Source organism: Brevibacterium picturae (genome assembly GCF_030453725.1).
Classification (GTDB): Bacteria; Actinomycetota; Actinomycetes; order Actinomycetales; family Brevibacteriaceae; genus Brevibacterium; species Brevibacterium sandarakinum_A.
In genome coordinates, this window is the sequence record NZ_JAKDJU010000002.1 from 14,855 (window position 1) to 32,614 (window position 17,760).

14 protein-coding genes are annotated in these 17,760 nt (G+C 62.7%); 12 read left to right on the plus strand and 2 right to left on the minus strand.

Features of this window, described 5'->3' with window-relative positions:
• Nucleotides 1-142 precede the first annotated feature (142 nt).
• The 10 genes from ftsZ to nrdR all read left to right on the plus strand — a co-directional run bounded on the left by ftsZ (nt 143) and on the right by nrdR (nt 11,363).
• The gene (ftsZ, locus tag L0G76_RS00455; RefSeq protein WP_304355470.1) at nt 143-1,312 is read left to right on the plus strand and encodes a cell division protein FtsZ; all 1,170 of its coding nucleotides are present in this window, start codon (nt 143-145) and stop codon (nt 1,310-1,312) included.
• A 46-nt stretch (nt 1,313-1,358) separates the two neighbouring features.
• Nucleotides 1,359-2,072: a peptidoglycan editing factor PgeF gene (pgeF, locus tag L0G76_RS00460; protein WP_304355471.1), complete on the plus strand. Its 714-nt coding sequence runs from the start codon at nt 1,359-1,361 to the stop codon at nt 2,070-2,072.
• Between the two features lie 76 nt (nt 2,073-2,148).
• The gene (locus L0G76_RS00465) at nt 2,149-2,640 is read left to right on the plus strand and encodes a cell division protein SepF (protein WP_304355472.1); all 492 of its coding nucleotides are present in this window, start codon (nt 2,149-2,151) and stop codon (nt 2,638-2,640) included.
• A 102-nt stretch (nt 2,641-2,742) separates the two neighbouring features.
• Nucleotides 2,743-3,042, plus strand: a complete 300-nt coding sequence (locus tag L0G76_RS00470; RefSeq protein ID WP_092107659.1) for a YggT family protein — start codon at nt 2,743-2,745, stop codon at nt 3,040-3,042.
• Nucleotides 3,043-3,333: 291 nt separating this feature from the next.
• Nucleotides 3,334-4,185 carry a DivIVA domain-containing protein gene (locus L0G76_RS00475; RefSeq protein ID WP_304355473.1) on the plus strand — a complete coding sequence of 284 codons (852 nt, stop codon included), beginning with the start codon at nt 3,334-3,336 and terminating at the stop codon, nt 4,183-4,185.
• Between the two features lie 132 nt (nt 4,186-4,317).
• Nucleotides 4,318-4,863, plus strand: coding sequence for a signal peptidase II (locus tag L0G76_RS00480; protein WP_304355474.1), 546 nt, complete (start codon nt 4,318-4,320; stop codon nt 4,861-4,863).
• Entirely contained in the window at nt 4,856-5,779 is a 924-nt protein-coding gene (locus tag L0G76_RS00485) for an RluA family pseudouridine synthase (RefSeq protein WP_304355475.1), read from the plus strand. The genes L0G76_RS00480 and L0G76_RS00485 overlap by 8 nt, the downstream gene beginning before the upstream one ends.
• Nucleotides 5,780-5,982: 203 nt before the next feature.
• Nucleotides 5,983-9,492: a DNA polymerase III subunit alpha gene (gene dnaE / locus L0G76_RS00490; RefSeq protein WP_487246972.1), complete on the plus strand. Its 3,510-nt coding sequence runs from the start codon at nt 5,983-5,985 to the stop codon at nt 9,490-9,492.
• Nucleotides 9,493-9,552: 60 nt separating this feature from the next.
• Nucleotides 9,553-10,863, plus strand: a complete 1,311-nt coding sequence (hisD, locus tag L0G76_RS00495; protein WP_304355476.1) for a histidinol dehydrogenase — start codon at nt 9,553-9,555, stop codon at nt 10,861-10,863.
• 2 nt (nt 10,864-10,865) lie between these two features.
• Entirely contained in the window at nt 10,866-11,363 is a 498-nt protein-coding gene (nrdR, locus tag L0G76_RS00500) for a transcriptional regulator NrdR (protein WP_304355477.1), read from the plus strand.
• Nucleotides 11,364-11,662: 299 nt separating this feature from the next.
• On the opposite strand, the gene L0G76_RS00505 is transcribed toward nrdR, so the two are convergent.
• Together L0G76_RS00505 and L0G76_RS00510 are read right to left on the minus strand one after the other, a co-directional pair.
• Nucleotides 11,663-13,873 carry a HelD family protein gene (locus L0G76_RS00505; protein WP_304355478.1) on the minus strand — a complete coding sequence of 737 codons (2,211 nt, stop codon included), beginning with the start codon at nt 13,871-13,873 and terminating at the stop codon, nt 11,663-11,665.
• An 86-nt stretch (nt 13,874-13,959) separates the two neighbouring features.
• Nucleotides 13,960-14,751 (minus strand): spermidine synthase, encoded by a 792-nt coding sequence (locus tag L0G76_RS00510; protein WP_304355479.1) that lies wholly within the window; start codon nt 14,749-14,751, stop codon nt 13,960-13,962.
• A gap of 164 nt (nt 14,752-14,915) precedes the next feature.
• Between L0G76_RS00510 and L0G76_RS00515 the strand changes: the two genes are divergently transcribed.
• Both L0G76_RS00515 and L0G76_RS00520 read left to right on the plus strand, forming a co-directional pair.
• Complete coding sequence (locus L0G76_RS00515) at nt 14,916-16,112, plus strand: DUF4192 family protein (protein WP_304355480.1); 1,197 nt, start codon at nt 14,916-14,918, stop codon at nt 16,110-16,112.
• A 225-nt stretch (nt 16,113-16,337) separates the two neighbouring features.
• Complete coding sequence (locus L0G76_RS00520) at nt 16,338-17,744, plus strand: RNA polymerase sigma factor (RefSeq protein WP_304355481.1); 1,407 nt, start codon at nt 16,338-16,340, stop codon at nt 17,742-17,744.
• Nucleotides 17,745-17,760 lie beyond the last annotated feature (16 nt).

Sequence of the window (17,760 nt, forward strand, 5' to 3'; positions counted from 1 at the left end):
GGCCTGAAGTTTGGCCGATGTCCGACACTCCGACGAGAATGGTTGCAGTGGTGTTGCCCCGGACAATAGCCTCAGGGCAAAGAAGACTTTTCGAATTTGCACGCAGATGATGCGTGGACGATGCGCCGAAAGAGGAACCGACTTGGCTGAATTCCCACAATCCGGAGCGGATATCAAAGTTGCCGGTACCGGCGGCGGCGGTGTCAACGCTGTTCAGAGGATGATCGACGTCGGGCTGCGCGGCGTGGAGTTCATCGCGATCAACACGGATGCCCAGGCACTCGTGCTTTCGGACGCCGATGTGAAGCTGGAGATCGGACGTGACCAGACTCGCGGACTCGGTGCCGGCGCTGATCCGGAGATCGGCCGCAAGGCCGCGGACTCCAGCGAGGAAGCCATCCGCGACGCGCTCGAAGGTGCCGATATGGTCTTCGTCACCGCTGGCGAAGGTGGAGGAACAGGCACAGGTGCGGCCCCGGTCGTCGCCCGTGTCGCCCGCTCCCTGGGGGCACTCACCATCGGCGTCGTCACCCGCCCCTTCACCTTCGAGGGACGCCGTCGTTCCGCGCAGGCCGAAGCCGGCATCGCCGCACTGCGCGAAGAGGTCGACACCCTCATCGTCATTCCCAACGACCGTCTGCTCTCCATCTCCGACCGCAGCGTGTCCGTCGTCGACGCGTTCCGCTCGGCCGATGAGGTCCTCCGCTCGGGTGTCCAGGGCATCACGGATCTCATCTCCGTGCCGGGCCTGATCAACCTCGACTTCGCCGACGTCAAATCCGTGATGCAGGATGCCGGTACCGCGCTCATGGGCATCGGCGCAGCTACCGGCGATGATCGCGCCGTCCAGGCTGCGGAATCCGCCATCGCCTCGCCGCTGCTCGAGGCCAGCATCGACGGCGCCCATGGCGTACTCTTCTGCATCCAGGGTGGGGCAGACCTGGGACTGTTCGAGGTCAACGAGGCAGCCCGTCTGGTGCAGGAAGCCGCACACCCCGAAGCCAACATCATCTTCGGCGCTGTCATCGACGACAATATCGGTGACGAATGCCGCGTCACCGTGATCGCCGCAGGATTCGACAACTCCGTTCCGGGTCAGGAATCCACCGCTGGTGAAGCCGCCCCTGCCTCGATTCCGATGGCCACGGCTCCGGCAGAGGTCGAGCCGGCTCCGGCCGAAGAAGCCGAGCCCGCAGCCGACGTCGAGCCCGAAACTCGCAGCGACGAGCATCAGATCCCGGCCTCCCTGCCCAACGAGCGCAGCACCTCGAGCCTCGACAACGATCTCGATATCCCGGATTTCCTGAAGTAAGATGCTGCACTCGAGATTCGTCGTCCCCGGAAGGTCGAACGCACACGTGGCGTTCACCGACCGGCACGGCGGCTACTCGAGGGGAGACCTGTCGTCGTTCAACTTGGCCCGGCATGTCGGAGATGACGACGAGCTGGTCGCGGCGAACCGGGCCGCTCTGGCTCAGGTTCTCGGGCTGAGTGGGGAACGACTGAGCTTCGTGTCCCAGGTCCACGGGACGAACGTGCGCATCATCGAGTCACCGGAGCAGCTGCGCGAGGAGCCTGTGACAGCAGACGCACAGGTCACATCGCGCGGTGGCATCGGACTGGCGATCATGGTGGCGGACTGCACCCCGATCATGCTCGCCGACTCCGAGGCGGGAGTCATCGGCGCGATCCATGCCGGACGCCCCGGAATGGCAGCAGGCGTCGTGCCGGCCACCATCGCCTCCATGCAGGATCAGGGTGCCGCGGACATCCACGCGATCATCGGTCCATCGGTGTGCCCGCGCTGCTATGAAGTGCCTGCGACGCTGAGAGACGAAGTCGCCGCCGTTGAGCCGGTGGCCGCCTCGGTGTCGGTGACCGGGACGCCGGCGATCGATGTTGCCGGAGCCGTGGCGGAACAGCTGCGCCGGGCAGGGGTGAGCATCGACCATTTCTCCCGCACATGCACACGGGAGTCCGAGGATCTGTTCTCTTTCCGGAGGCAGTCCAGCACAGGCAGATTCGCGGGCGTGGTCTGGCTGCAGGAAGAAAACCCCACGACACACCCATGAGACTCACCCGCCGGGCTGGTCTGTTGAGATAGTTTGGCGGCAGGCGAGGAAGTGCCGAAGGCCGAGGAGTGGAGAAATGTCAGCAATCAAGAAGACGCTGGAATACCTGGGTTTCGTCGAAGAAGAGGACGAGCAGCCCATCGACCGTCGTGACCGCGAGGTCATCGATACCTACGAAGAGCCCGTCGACGACCATGTCGAAGACGAGGAACGGCCCCCTGCTCAGGTCACGCCGATCCACCCGTCACCGATTCGTCCAGTTGACTCTCCCGCGCCAGGAATCTCCATGAACCGCATCAAGACAATCCACCCCCGCAGCTACAACGACGCCATGGTGATCGGCGCAGCGTTCCGCGAGGGAACGCCCGTGATCATGAATCTCTCCGAAATGGACGAGAACAACTCCAAGCGCCTGGTCGACTTCTCAGCGGGCCTGATCTTCGGCCTGCACGGATCCATCGAACGAGTGACCAACAAGGTGTTTCTCCTCACGCCTGAGAACATCGAAGTCAGCGGCGAGAACGAGTCGGATCCGGACACCCAGGCCAGCTTCTTCAATCAGAGCTGAGGAGTCTGACCTCACATCGAGGTCATTCTGATCGCATCCTCAGCTCAAGCGTATAGGCTGGGCTCCGACAGGTAAGCACCAAAGAAAGGCACGAGGAACCACGTGGCCACCATCTTCTACATCCTCGCCCTCGCACTCAGTCTTTATGTCTATGTGCTCCTGGCACGAGTCGTTCTCGACCTCGTGCAGGTGTTCTCACGCGAATGGAAACCGTCCGGCTTCCTGCTTGTCCTCGCCGAGATCGTCTACACTCTGACCGATCCGCCGCTCCGTCTTCTGCGCAAGGTGATCCCACCACTGCGTCTGGGGCAGATCTCGCTGGATCTGGGTTTCATCGTGTTGCTGATCGGAATTCAGATCCTCGCATCGTTCCTCAGGAGCCTCGCCTACGGAGTCGCCTGAATCAAGAAGGTGCCTTCCGAATTGTCTGAATCAAGGTGCTCGGGTCGTCCGCTGTGCAGAGATGCCATCTGGCTCTGAGCCTGTTGCGAACGTCACAGCGGCCCCGTGATCTGGACCCTCAGTTCGCAGAACTGTTCTGAGTATTGCTAGGGTCGATTATTACAACTTCGTCATATGAGTCCGTTACACGGCATTTCTGCAGGACAAAACTGCAGGTGTTACGCTAATGTGACGTTGAAGCCGTCTTTATGGCGGCAGCGTAATGAATGTAGATCGACCAAAGGTGACCTCATGGCGCTCACGCCTGAAGACGTAGTAAACAAGCGGTTCCAGCATGTGAAGTTCCGCGACGGGTACGACCAGGATGAAGTCGACGATTTCCTCGATGAGGTAGTCGTAGAGATCCGCCGTCTCTACCAGGAGAACGACGAACTTCGTCAGAAGCTCTCCACCGCCGAGCAGCGAGTCAAGGAACTTGACGCCGGCGGCGCATCTGCTGCCGCACCCGCGCAGGACATCGACGCCACTCAGGCCATGCCTGCCGCGGTGCCGTCTCCCTCCTCCCAAAAGGACGCGGATGCGTCGAAGCCGGAGAAGGCGCAGGCCCCAGAGGCTCCGGCTGCTCCGGAATCGACCGAGCAGCCATCGGCACCGGCGGTCAAGGAAGCAGCTCCTGCTCCGCAGACCAACGCCCCCAACCAATCCGCACCCGCAGCCAATGGTGCAGCACCAGCTGCTGCCGGCACTGCTGCAGGCACCGCTGCAGGCATGGGCCTCGGCTCGAGCATCGGCGGGGACGGCGACGCCCACGGACTCATCGCTCTGGCACAGCGTGTTCACGACGAACACGTCACAGAGGGTGAACGTCGCCGCGACGAGCTCATCAAGAATGCGGAGACCGAAGCCAAGGACATCGTCGGCAAGGCTGAGACGAAACGCGACGAGACACTGTCGACCCTGGAAACGCAGAAGTCGACCCTCGAGCGTTCGATCGACCAGCTGTCGAATTTCGAGCGTCAGTACCGGACGCGTCTCAAGAGCTACCTCAACGACCAGTTGCGCGATCTCGAGAATTCCACAAGTCTGGCACCGGAGACCCTGGACGGGAACTCCTTCGGTTCTTCGTCGAATCACAAACTCTGATTCCTCGCAACAGACGCTCAAGGTCCGGGAACTCCATGGAGATCCCGGACCTTGTCAGTGTCCCCGTGAGGTGTGGCATAGCGCGGGCTTCGGTGCCATCGAGTCGTCAAGCAGTGAGCTAGAATGAGCCAAATGAACGATGATGCCACCGAGACGAAACCCCGTCGGCGCAGAATGCTCGGGATGCTGTTCGGCATAGCAGTGATCGTCCTCGTGGTGGATCAGTTCACCAAACTCCTCGCGGTCAGATTCCTCGAAGGGCAGGAACCGGTGCCTGTCATCGGCACTCTGGCGGGATTCGACTTCTACCGGAACCCCGGGGCGGCACTGGGGCTCGGTTCCAGCATGACCTGGATCTTCCCCCTCATCGCAATCGCTGTCTTCGCCGCGATCATCATCCTGTCGAGGAAACTGGGCTCCGTAGCTTGGGCGATCGGGCTCGGTCTGCTGTTGGGCGGACTGTTCGGCAACCTCGTGGATCGGCTGTTCCGGCAGCCCGGATTTCTGCACGGGGCCGTCGTCGATTTCATCGACCTGTCATTATTCATCTGCAATGTCGCCGACATTGCGATCTCCGCAGCGGCTGTCACCCTCGTGGTGGCAAGCCTCAAAGGCATCGAACTGGACGGATCGGACTCGAAGCACGCGAGCACGGTCGGAGAGGACACACATGGCTGAACGCTCGATCCTGGTACCTGAGGGCCTTGAAGGTCAGCGGGTGGATTTTGCGCTGTCGAAGCTGCTGGGGCTCTCTCGCACAGCAGCCGCTGACATCTGCGCAGAAGGGGGCGTGCAGCTGTCGGGACAGGTCGTCGCAAAATCGGACCGTGTCGAATCCGGGCAACGCCTCGACATCATGATGCCCGAGCCACAGCGCCCCCTGGAGGTCGTGCCGGACCCGGTCCCCGGGATGACGATCGTCCATGACGAGGAGGCCTTCGTCGTCGTCGACAAACCCGTCGGCGTCGCAGCACACCCGGCACTCGGGTGGAAGGGACAGACCGTCGTCGGCGGCCTCGCCGCCGCTGGTTTCAGAATCGCCACTTCCGGTGCGCCTGAGCGGCAGGGGATCGTTCAGCGTCTCGACGTGGGAACCTCTGGACTGATGGTCATCGCGAAGAGCGAGTACGCCTACAGCGTGCTCAAACGTGCCTTCAGGGAACGCACCGTGGAGAAGACCTATCACGCTCTCGTCCAGGGGCTGCCCGATCCAGTGCTCGGCACCATCGACGCCCCCATCGCTCGAAACCCGCGTCATGACGGACTCTATGCCGTCCACAGTGGGGGCAAGAACGCGATCACCCATTACGAGGTCCTCGAAGCGCACAGGCGAGCATCGCTGGTGGAAGTCCACCTCGAAACCGGGCGAACCCACCAGATCCGAGTCCATTTCTCTGCGCTGAAGCGCCCCTGCGTCGGGGATCTTCCCTACGGAGCCGATCCAGCGCTGGCCAAGGATCTCCGCCTGGAACGTCAGTGGCTGCACGCTGTCAAACTCGGATTCCATCATCCCGACTCGAACAGATGGGTCGAATTTGAGAGCGGGTACCCCGAGGACCTGCAGTACGCGATCGATCGCGTCCGCACCCCCTGATCTCTGCCGGTATGAGCGCGCCCGAACGCATCAGCAGGACATCGGCGAGCGACCGCCCCTCGGACGCCGAGATGGCAGCGAAGCCCCTGCTTGTCGAGTGCCCAATGGTCTAAGCTGGGGTCGCAACACAGGTCATATCTCAGGGAAGGCTGTCAGTGCCGAAAGACGATTTCGTCCATCTTCACGTCCATACCGAATACTCGATGTTGGACGGAGCAGCCCGGCTCACGGACCTGATGGCTGCGACCAATGCCTCCGGGATGTCGGCCATCGCAACCACAGACCACGGGTATCTCTTCGGGGCCTTCGACTTCTGGTCCCAGGCGACCGCTGCCGGCATCAAACCCATCATCGGCGTCGAAGCCTATGTCACTCCGGGCACGGATCGGCGTGACAAGACAAGGGTGAAGTGGCGCACGGACGAGTCGCAGAAGCGCGACGACCTCTCAGGTGGTGGCCTCTATACCCATATGACGCTGCTGTCGCGGAACAACACCGGCATGCGCAATCTATTCAAGGCCTCCTCGCACGCCTCCCTCGACTCCGTCACCGCAAAATGGCCGCGCATCGACCAGGAACTGCTTGAGACCTACTCCGACGGTCTGCTCGCCACCACAGGCTGCCCGTCGGGCGAGGTCCAGGTTCGGCTGCGTCTGGGACAGTACGAAGAGGCCAAGGCCGCCGCGGGCAAATATCGAGAGATCTTCGGCAAAGACAACTACTACGTCGAACTCATGGATCATGGTCTCTCCATCGAGAAGCGAGTGACCAAGGACCTGATCCGTCTGTCCAAGGAAATGGACATCCCGTTGGTCGCGACCAACGACCTGCACTACACCCACGAATCCGATGCGAAGGCGCACGAAGCACTGCTGGCCATCCAGTCGGGCTCGAAGCTCATCGAACCTACCTATGACCAGGGAGGCTCGCGCTTCGCCTTCTCCGGGTCCGGTTACTATCTCAAGTCGGCAGCGGAGATGCGTGCGCTGTTCTCCGAGTTCCCCGAAGCCTGCGACAACACGCTTGAGATCGCCGAGAAGTGCGAAGTCTCCTTCGACACCTCCGCGAACTACATGCCGAAGTTCCCGTGTCCTCCTGGCGAGGACGAAACCTCCTGGCTGGTCAAAGAGGTCCAGACGGGGCTCGAATATCGGTATCCGGGAGGAATCCCCGACGATGTGCGAAAACAGGCCGACTACGAGCTCGACATCATCATCTCGATGGGCTTTCCCGGTTACTTCCTCGTCGTCGCCGACTTCATCAACTGGTCCAAGGACAACGGCATCCGGGTGGGCCCCGGGCGTGGCTCGGGTGCCGGTTCAATGGTCGCCTACGCGATGCGCATCACCGACCTCGATCCGCTCAAACACGGGCTCTTCTTCGAGCGGTTCCTCAACCCCGACCGCGTCTCCATGCCCGACTTCGACGTCGACTTCGATGATCGTCGCCGCGGCGAGGTCATCGACTATGTGACACGGAAATACGGTGACGAACGTGTGGCGATGATCGTCACCTACGGCACGATCAAGACGAAGATGGCGCTCAAGGACTCCGCACGAGTCCTCGGCAAGCCCTTCTCCATGGGCGAGCGTCTGACCAAAGCCCTGCCGCCGGCCGAGATGGCCAAGGACATTCCGCTGGCCGAGATCGAAGACCCCGAATCGAAGAGGTACAACGAGGCGGGGGAGTTCAGATCCTTCGTCGACTCGGACACTGAGGCGCGCGAGACCTTTGAGACCGCAAAGGGCATCGAGGGACTGAAACGGCAGTGGGGCGTCCACGCAGCCGGGGTGATCATGTCCTCCGACCCGATCATCGACGTCATCCCGATCATGCGCCGCTTCCAGGACGGGCAGGTCATCACCCAGTTCGACTATCCCACGTCGGAGGGCCTGGGACTGATCAAGATGGACTTCCTGGGGCTGCGAAACCTCACGATCATCTCCGACGCAGTGGAGAACATCAAGTCCAACCGCGACTATGACCTCGACCTCGAGCACCTCGACCTGGAGGACCGGGGCGCCTATGAGCTGCTCTCCCGTGGCGACACACTGGGCGTGTTCCAGCTCGATGGTGGTGGCCTGCGTGCTCTGCTGCGGCTGATGAAGCCGGACAACTTCGAAGACATCTCGGCGACGATCGCCCTCTACCGTCCGGGGCCGATGGGCGCCGACTCCCATACGAACTTCGCCCTGCGCAAGAATGGTCAGCAGGAGGTCACTCCGATCCATCCGGAGCTCGAGGAGCCGCTCGAGGACATCCTCGGCACGACCTACGGTCTCATCATCTATCAGGAGCAGGTGATGGCGATCGCGCAAAAGGTCGCCGGCTATTCGCTGGGCCAAGCAGATATTCTGCGCCGTGCCATGGGCAAGAAGAAGAAGTCCGAGCTGGACAAGCAGCAGGTGGGCTTCTTCGGAGGAATGAAGGAGCGCGGGTTCTCCGAGGCCGCCGCTCAGGCGCTCTGGGACATCCTGCTGCCCTTCTCCGACTACGCATTCAACAAGGCGCACTCGGCCGCCTACGGCCTCGTGTCCTACTGGACGGCGTTCCTCAAGGCCCACTACACGGCGGAGTACATGGCCGCCCTGCTCACCTCGGTGGGCGACAACAAGGACAAACTGGCCATCTACCTCAACGAGTGCCGACGATTGGGCATCACGGTGCAGCCGCCCGATGTCAACGACTCCGCTCTGCACTTCACCCCGGTCGGTGAGGACATCCGCTTCGGCATGGGCGCGGTCCGCAACGTCGGTGCCAATGTCGTCGACGGAATCGTCGAGGCCCGGAATGAGAAGGGCAGCTACACCTCCTTCACGGACTTCCTCGACAAGGTGCCCAGCCACGTATGCAACAAGCGCACGATCGAATCACTCATCAAGGCCGGCGGCTTCGATTCTTTGGGCCAGACCCGCAGATCACTCGTCGAAGTGCATGAGGAGGCCGTGGATTCGGTCATCGGAGTCAAACGTCAGGAGGCCAACGGCCAATTCGACCTGTTCGCAGGTCTCGGCGGAGACGATGACGAGCCGAGCTTCTCCGTGGCGATCCCCGAACGGCCCGAATGGGAGAAGAAGGAGAAGCTGTCCTTCGAGCGCGACATGATCGGTCTCTACGTCTCCGACCATCCCCTCAACGGTCTCGAAGGCGTCCTGGCGGCCGAGTCGGAGGCCTCCATCGCCGAGGTGGTGGATCCGGAATCCCACCGGCACGACGGATCGCAGGTCAAGATCTGCGGAATGATCACTCAGGTCACCCGCAAGGTCTCGAAGAACTCGGGCAAACCCTACGCGATCGTGAACGTTGAGGACCTCAATGCCGAAGTGGAGGTCATGTTCTTCGGTGACACCTACGAACCCGTGGCGAGCCTGCTGGCCACCGACCTCGTCATCTCGCTGACCGGTCGGATCCGTCATTCCGACGACAGACCGACGTCGATGATGGCGATGTCGATGACGATCCCCGATGTCACGGATCCGAAGGACCGGCCCCTCAATCTCCTGCTCCCGATGGAGAAGGCGACGGAGGAGATGGCGTCGAAGCTGCTGCGGGTCCTCGAATCGCACAAGGGGCAGACCGATGTGCACCTGGTCCTCTCACAGCCGGGCAGGCAGACGGTGATGCGGCTGGATCGTGCCATCCGAGTCGACCCGAATCCGAGTCTCTACGGTGACCTCAAAGCACTGTTGGGCTCTCGCTGTCTGACCGCCTGAGGCACTGTCCGACTGCCTGATCCGGAGGCAGGGCGAATCGGTGAAGGGACGGGGACTAGAATGGTGCGAGTGAACATTCTGGACTTCCGCGGCGAGCGACTGACCAAGAGATTCCTCAAGCAGAGACTGCCCCGTGCCGCCGAGACGCATGCCGATATCGAACGACGAGTGGCTGGGCTGCTGAGCGAGGTGCAGTCCGGGGGCACTCGTGCCGTGAAGGAGTTCACAGCGAGATTCGACTCCGTGGAGCTCGAGACGCTGCGGGTTCCGGTCTCCGAGCTGAAGCGCGCCGAGGCCGAGCTGGACCCTGCCGTCAAAGCGGCACTGGTCGAATCGATCTCCCGCGCCAGGAAGGTCGCCCACGATCAGCGCCCCGACGATGTCCGCACCGAACTGTCCTCCGGGGCTCATGTGACGACACGTCACCTGCCGATCGAACGCGTCGGTCTCTATGTGCCCGGCGGGCTGGCCGTCTATCCCTCGACCGTGGTGATGAATGTCGTGCCGGCACAGGCCGCGGGCTCTGCCTCGTTGGCGATCGCCAGTCCGCCCCAGAGCAACGGGCTGCCCCACCCCACGGTCCTCGCCACTGCTCACATCCTCGGCGTCGATGAGGTCTGGGCCATGGGCGGTGCTCAGGCCATCGGTGCTCTTGCCTACGGCCTCGACGATGACGAGGAGCTGGCACCTGTCGACCTGATCACAGGTCCGGGCAACGCCTACGTCGCTGCCGCGAAATCGCTCATGCGAACCCAGGTGGGCATCGACGCCGTCGCCGGACCCACTGAAATCATCATTCTGGCCGATTCGACGGCGGATCCGGCGTTCGTCGCCGCCGATCTCATCAGCCAAGCAGAACACGACGAACTCGCAGCCTCCGTTCTCGTCACAGACTCGACCGATCTGTCCGCACGTGTGCGGGAGGAGCTTCTCGCCCAGGTTCCTGCCGCAGTCCACCACGAGCGGATCGACACCGCACTGTCGGGTCAGCAGTCGGCCATCGTCCTCGTCGACGATCTGGCCTCGGGCATCGACGTCGTCAACGGGTACGCCGGAGAACATGTCGAGGTCCACACCGCCGAGGCTCATGCGGTTGCCGCACGGATCACCAACGGGGGAGCGGTGTTCGTCGGTGACTGGGCACCGGTGTCGCTGGGCGACTACTGCGCAGGATCGAACCACGTCCTGCCCACGATGGGAACTGCCGCCCACGGCTCCGGCCTCGGAGTGCACTCATTCATCAAGGTCAGCCAGGTCATCGATTATGACCGTTCGGCGCTGGCCGAGGTTGCCGACCACATCGAGGTGCTGGCCGACAGCGAAGCGCTGCCCGCTCACGGTCGGGCCGTGAGCATCCGGTTCGAGGAGTAGAGATGCGTTGTCCATTCTGTCGTGAATCAGATTCCCGAGTCGTCGATTCACGGACCAGCGAAGATGGTGCCGCGATCCGTCGCAGGCGTCAGTGCCGACATTGCGGACGCCGCTTCACGACCATGGAGGCGACCAGCCTCTCCGTGATCAAGCGCTCGGGCGTGACGGAGGAGTTCTCACGTCAGAAGATCATGTCCGGTGTGCGCAAGGCGTGTCAGGGGCGACCGGTCAATGACGACGATCTGGCGAAGCTGGCGCAGAAGGTCGAAGAGGACATTCGCTCCAAAGGGATCGCCGAGATCGACGCCGACGAGGTGGGACTGAGCATCCTTGATCCCCTGCGCGAACTCGACCAGGTCGCCTACCTGCGGTTCGCCAGCGTCTACCAGGGATTCGACTCACTCGAAGACTTCGAAGCGGCGATCGACTCACTGCGTGCCGATGCGGCTCTGAAATCGGGAGATGCCAGGCAGGCGATGCCCGAAGATTTCCAAGCCTGAGAAAATCACCCCCAGAAATCTGTGAGCGGAGTAGTCCAGCACACCGATTCTTGTGTAACATTGACAGTGCGCGCTTCGGCGCGCGGCCGCTTGCGGTTCGGAGGGGAAGCCGAACCGTCAAGCGGCCCTTTACTGTCATCGCTCGGGCAGATGAGTATGCACTCCTGGGCAGCAGATCCGGCGGACTTCGCAGACGAGTCCGCGCAGAGTCAAACACAGGGCGCATCGGAGATGACTCCGATGCGCCCTGTGCTCTGCGTCCGTTCAGATGTGCTGAACGCGCGGGAGGCCGCGCTGATTCAGCCGGCGATGAGCTCTGCCAGTTCGGTCGGCGCGGCGGCCAGGATCCGCAGCCGATCCGTCGTTCGCGTCAGCGACACGTAGAGCGCGCCGACCCCATCCTCGTGATTCTCGGGTGCGATCAGTCCGGGTTCGACGATGACGACTGAATCGAATTCGAGTCCCTTCGCCTGCTGCGGAGTGATGACTGCGATCTGATGGTCGAGGCCGGTGACCGAACGGCCGATGTCGAAGTCGGCGAGCACCTCGGCGACGGAATCGATGAGGCCGAGGGGCGCGATCACGGCGATCTTGCCGCCGCCCACGGATTCGACCTCGTCCTTCACAGTGGGAACAAGAGCACTGATCGCCTCCTGCGCCGAGGTGAACGATTCCATCCGCGGATCGGGGCCGCCCTGCCGGACGGATTCGACGAGTTCGAGCTGCGGGAAATGACGATGCAGGTAACGGTTGGCCAGATCCATCACCGACTGCGGCGTTCGGTAGGAGACTGTGAGCTCCTGGAGGGCGTAGCGATCTCCCACGAATTCGGACAGAATGGAATGCCAGGTCCGGGTGTTGTCCACATGCGAGGACTGGGCCAGGTCTCCCACCACCGTGGCGGACTTCGAGGGAACCCGGCGGAAGAGCACGCGCCACTGCATGGGGGAGAGCTCCTGAGCCTCGTCGACGACGAGATGGCCGTAGGTCCACTCGCGGTCGTCAAGCGCCCTCTCCGCCAGCGTGATCGTCGGACCTTCCTCCTCCCACCTGGCGGCCAGGGTCTCCGCGTCGATGAGGGACGAAGTGTCCGTCATCTCGAGGACCGCTTCGGCGTACTCCCGAGCGGACTCGTCGCGCGCAGCGGACTGCTGCGGACTGCTGCCGAGCAGCTCCGCGAGCTCGTCGAGGAGGGGAACGTCGGAAATGGTGAGCTCGGCATCGGCCGGGCGGAGCAGCATCTCCTGATCCGCGGGTGAGAGCAGGTGTCCGGCAGCGGCCTGCAGTTTGTGGGGTTTGGTCAGCAGCGCACGCAGCGCCGCAGCAGGACTGATCGGGAACCAGGCGAGGTTGAGAGCGCGACGCACATCCACGCTCGAGCGCAGCTCCTCCATCAGCTCCGGCAGTCTTTCCCCAGCACCGTCGAGGCCCATCTCCCGTGCCAGATCCTCCGCGAGGGTCTTGAGCAGTCCGGAGACGAACCCGTTCCGGGCAGCGTTGTGAGCATCTCCGGTGCGGCGTGCTCGATCGCGCGCTCCACGCACGTCGCGGCGGCGCAGCCAGATGGTGTGCGAGCCGACACGCAGCTCTACGTCCTGGTCCGGGACCCGCTCGTAGTTGGCGATGTGATTCTTCAGCACCGCCGCCATCTCTGTCCGACCCTTGATCACCGCCACGTTCGTGTCATCACTGACCTCGGTGTCGAGCCCGGGGTAGAGCTGTCCGGGCGTGAGCAGAAGCGCACCGGTCTCGCCGAGGCTGGGCAGAACCTTCTCGATGTACTTGAGGAACACGGGGGAGGGCCCGACGAGCAGCACACCCGATTTGGCGATGCGCTCCCGGTGGCGATAGAGGAGGAAGGCCGCGCGGTGGAGCGCCACCGCCGTCTTTCCTGTACCCGGTCCGCCTTGGACCACGAGCACACCCTGGAGCGGCTGGCGGATGATGGCATCCTGCTCGGCCTGGATGGTCGCGACGATATCGCCCATCCGCCCGGTGCGGTGGTTGGTCAGGGCCGCGATCAGCGCCCCCTCGCCCTGCAGATTCGACCGCTGCGCATCGTCGAGAGCTTCGATGTCGAGCACATCGTCCTCGAGGTCTGTGACAGCGCGGTTCTTCGTCACCAGATGGCGACGCCGCACGACTCCCGCCGGACTGGCAGCAGTCGACTGATAGAACCGTTCCGAGGCCGGTGCCCGCCAGTCGATGAGGATCTGCTGACGGTCGGCATCGGTGAGTCCGATCCGTCCGATGTAGCTGGGCTCCGCGTCTGATTTGAAGTCGAGCCGGCCGAAGCACAGGCCGTCTTCGGCACTGTTGAGCCGTATCAGCTGGTCCTCATACAGAGTCGCGAACGCATCCCGCTCACTGCGGTGCTGGTGATTGCCGCCGACTTCGGAGATCCTCACCGTGCTCAGTCGGGCCGTCGCCTCATCCCGCAATTCGTCGAGTCGTGCATAGAGCTCGTCAAGCTTGTCCTGCTCGACGCGTATTTCTGAAGTCTCGGTCATCTCACCTTCCCAATCGGCATTCCATTATGCCGAACTTTTCCCACCGGGAGTAGTTGGAAGCAATGATTCATGCCTGGTGTGTTCCGTCACAGGCCCAATCGCGATTTCAGATCCTGCCCTGTGAGGAAGGTCGCCATCGTCGCCGCAGTGCGCAGGCTCCTGTCGAGTTCGGGAATGCGCAGTGGGGAATTCGCGGCGATGACGACCACGTTTCCGCGTCTGCGACCCTTGAGGATTCCCGGCTCGGCTGCCGCAGCGACATGGTCGAAGGCGGAGCCCAGCAGTTCAAGCTCGGCCCTGAGGACGCGGTGATCGCCGGCATCGGGGACGTTGGCGATGTAGACACCCGAGTCTTTGAGGATGCGTGCACAGGTGGTGAAGAATTCCGACGTCTGCAGACCCGGAGGCACAGAGTCGTGATCGAAGGCGTCACGGACGAGAACGTCGAGGGTGTCGGGACGGAACTTCTCGGCTTCGACAGCGCCGTCTCCGGGACGCAGGGCCAGCCCGGGGGAGCGGGGCAGATCGAACCAGGTGCGCGAGTAGTCGAGAAGAACCGGGTCGATGTCGATCGCCGTCTGCTTCGAACCCGGGCGCCCAGCATGGAGGGCCCGGGCGAGTGCGCATCCGGCGGCCCCGATATGGACCGCTCGCAGCGGACCGGGTGCGAACTGGACGTCGATGATCCGCGACATCCAATCCAGATACTCGAAGTCCAGACGCATCGGCTCGCTCAGAGTGATCGACGAGGACGGCACTCCATTGACATGGAGGACGTAACTGTCGGCCTCACCGTCGACCTTCTCCAGACGCGCGGTTCCGGTCGAGATCTCGACGACTTGTGAGCCGGGTGCTGTGTAAATCCGTCGTTTCGCCACCCCTCACTTGTATGCCAGATGCGCCGCGGTGGCAATTCTGCGCGACTTGGCGTGGGGATATCGGCCCGCACTCGTGTGCATTCGGGCTGTGGACACTGTCGTCGTTTCCACATGCGCAATCTTCGCTCTGGTCAATCCGGCGGGGGAGGAGCTGAAGTGATGCCATGCAGACCACAGCGAAGACAGCAGAAGACATCATCGGCATCGTGCCCCACACTCTCGGCTACATTCCACGTGAGAGTCTGGTGGCCATCATCGTGGGAACGGACGAGCACGGCGCCCAGACATGCGCCACGACGCTGCGCGTCGACTTCGACCTGGACACCGCGGCCCACATCGTGGCCGAGGGCGGTCGATGGTACAGCGACCTCATCGTCGGAGCGTGCGCGGCGACGGGAGTGTTCCTCGTCCTCTACGACTCGGAATACCAGCGCGGCATCTCGGATGCACCCCTGCCTGCGGTCGGTGAACTCGACGACGAATACCCGCGAGTCCACAGAGAACTCATCCGAGCAGCGATCGACGAGATCGCACTGTCGCTGGCAGACCGAGGCATCGACACGCTGAGTGCGTGGTGGGTCAGTGAGGAGCGATTCGGCCGCATCGACGAGGATGCACAGATCAGCACCGTGATCGAAGCCGCCTCGACCTCAGCCTGTGCAACCGAACTGGTCGCAGCAGGTTCCTCTCCGGCCGCGTCACCGCAGGAGCTCGTGGTCAGGCCCGTATCGGCAGCCGAATTCACGACCAGCCGCAATGGCCACAGCGATTCCTGGCTGACCATCGCCGAGGCCTTCGACATCCTTGCCGACTGCTACCCGCGGCTCGTTCGACTGCGGGAGGGGGAGGACGACCTTGACCGGGCCGCCATCTCGGAGCTGATGACACTGCAGACGGTCATGGCGATCGACGCCGTCTTGTGCGAGAAGTGGTCCCGAGACGCACTCGAGATGATTCTCAGCTTCGACCATCCGAATTTCGCGCCCACCGACATCGAAAGGTGCCGCCCCGGTCAGCTCTTCCTGCGCGCACGGAAGTTTGCGAAGTCACCGCGGGCCGCGCAGCACATGGTGGGACTCTCTCCCACTGCGCCTCGCCCCCGCGATGTTCAGTTGGGCATCGAGTTCCTCAAGACCTACATACCATTGGGGCACCCCGATGTCCGCTCCACCGCATATGCTGTGGTCGCATGGTTCGAATGGTCGTTGGGAGGATCGACGATGGCAGAGCATTATGCGCAGGCGGGGCTTGATCTCGACGCTGACAATTCGATGGCGACTCTGATCCTGGACGCGGTGGAACAGGGGTATCTTCCCCGGTGGCTGATGTCGGCGCGTCGCGGTCCCGGGGGAGGTCTATGATGGTGTGGCGCCTCTCAACGAAGTGATCGGCGCAGTCCCGCGTCGCCGTCCGAGGCCCAATTCGCCAAGCCGGGAATATCGTGCGAAAATTGGGTGTTGACCCTGTCATAGCATCATGGGCGAACTATGTGTTCCCCTCGGGCCCGAACCTTGGACCTCTTGACATGGGTCTTAGTAATGTCCTGGTGCATTCGAGAAGTTTCAACGCTCGCGAAAGGTGAACACGTGCCGAGAGTCGATAAGGAATCCACGACGGTGACGGAGAAGTCGGAGGGAACGGCCGCCAAGACCTCCACCGCAGGATCCAAGACCACTGCGGCGACGAAGGGAGCCAAGAAGACGACGAAGACATCGGCTTCAGCGACCGCTGCGGAGACCGGGGCCAAGAAGACTGCTGCGGCCAATAAGACGACGGCCGAAAAGGCCGCTCCGACGAAGTCGACGGCCGCCAAGGTGGCCAAGACCACCGGGGCGAAGAAGACGACGGCGAATTCGACCGAGGCCACAGGGACGAAGAAGAAGTCCGACGACGTGCTCGAGACGAGCGAACCGGTCGAGCCCGCAACAGACGCCCTCGGCACTGAGCAGAGTCCGGCCGAGGCGACCGAGACGAAGAACTCCGAGGAGAAGGAGAAGAACGCGGCCGTCACGGAGGCAGGCGGCTTCATCGTCTCCGATGCCGACGAGGAAGATGCTCCTGCACAGCAGGTCATCTCCGCGGGAGCCACCGCTGACCCCGTCAAGGACTACCTCAAGCAGATCGGCAAGGTCGCACTGCTGAATGCGGCCGAAGAGGTCGATCTGGCCAAACGCATCGAGGCCGGAATGTACGCCGAGCATCTGCTCGACGCCGGTGACATCCCCGAACCGCGTGAGTCCATGGACTACAAGTGGATCGTCCACGACGGTCGAATCGCGAAGAACCACCTCCTCGAGGCGAACCTGCGCCTCGTCGTCTCGCTGGCCAAGCGCTATACCGGTCGCGGCATGCTCTTCCTCGACCTCATCCAGGAAGGCAACCTGGGTCTCATCCGTGCAGTCGAGAAGTTCGACTACACGAAGGGCTTCAAATTCTCGACCTATGCCACCTGGTGGATCCGCCAGGCCATCACCCGTGCCATGGCCGATCAGGCTCGCACCATCCGGATTCCGGTGCACATGGTCGAGGTCATCAACAAGCTTGCTCGAGTCCAGCGCCAGATGCTGCAGGACCTCGGACGCGAGCCCGCTCCGGAAGAGCTCGCCAAGGAACTCGACATGACTCCGGAGCGTGTCGTCGAAGTCCAGAAGTACGGGCGCGAACCCATCTCGCTGCACACGCCGCTCGGCGAAGACGGCGACTCGGAATTCGGTGACCTCATCGAAGATTCCGAAGCAGTCGTGCCATCGGACTCCGTCAGCTTCACTCTGCTGCAGGAACAGCTGCACTCGGTCCTCGACACTCTGTCGGAACGCGAAGCCGGTGTCGTGTCGATGCGCTTCGGACTCAACGACGGCCAGCCGAAGACCCTGGATGAGATCGGCAAGGTCTATGGAGTCACACGTGAGCGCATCCGTCAGATAGAGTCGAAGACCATGGCGAAGCTGCGCCACCCTTCGCGTTCACAGGTTCTGCGGGACTATCTGGACTGAGGAATCTGCCGGTTGA

Bases quoted from the DNA above. Each gene is read 5' to 3' on its own strand.
- L0G76_RS00465 (WP_304355472.1), top strand. From the start codon at position 2,149: ATGTCAGCAATCAAGAAGACGCTGGAATACCTGGGTTTCGTCGAAGAA.
- L0G76_RS00475 (WP_304355473.1), top strand. From the start codon at position 3,334: ATGGCGCTCACGCCTGAAGACGTAGTAAACAAGCGGTTCCAGCATGTG.
- L0G76_RS00480 (WP_304355474.1), top strand. From the start codon at position 4,318: ATGAACGATGATGCCACCGAGACGAAACCCCGTCGGCGCAGAATGCTC.
- L0G76_RS00485 (WP_304355475.1), top strand. From the start codon at position 4,856: ATGGCTGAACGCTCGATCCTGGTACCTGAGGGCCTTGAAGGTCAGCGG.
- dnaE (WP_487246972.1), top strand. From the start codon at position 5,983: ATGTTGGACGGAGCAGCCCGGCTCACGGACCTGATGGCTGCGACCAAT.
- hisD (WP_304355476.1), top strand. From the start codon at position 9,553: ATGGTGCGAGTGAACATTCTGGACTTCCGCGGCGAGCGACTGACCAAG.
- nrdR (WP_304355477.1), top strand. From the start codon at position 10,866: ATGCGTTGTCCATTCTGTCGTGAATCAGATTCCCGAGTCGTCGATTCA.
- L0G76_RS00505 (WP_304355478.1), bottom strand. From the start codon at position 13,873: ATGACCGAGACTTCAGAAATACGCGTCGAGCAGGACAAGCTTGACGAG.
- L0G76_RS00515 (WP_304355480.1), top strand. From the start codon at position 14,916: ATGCAGACCACAGCGAAGACAGCAGAAGACATCATCGGCATCGTGCCC.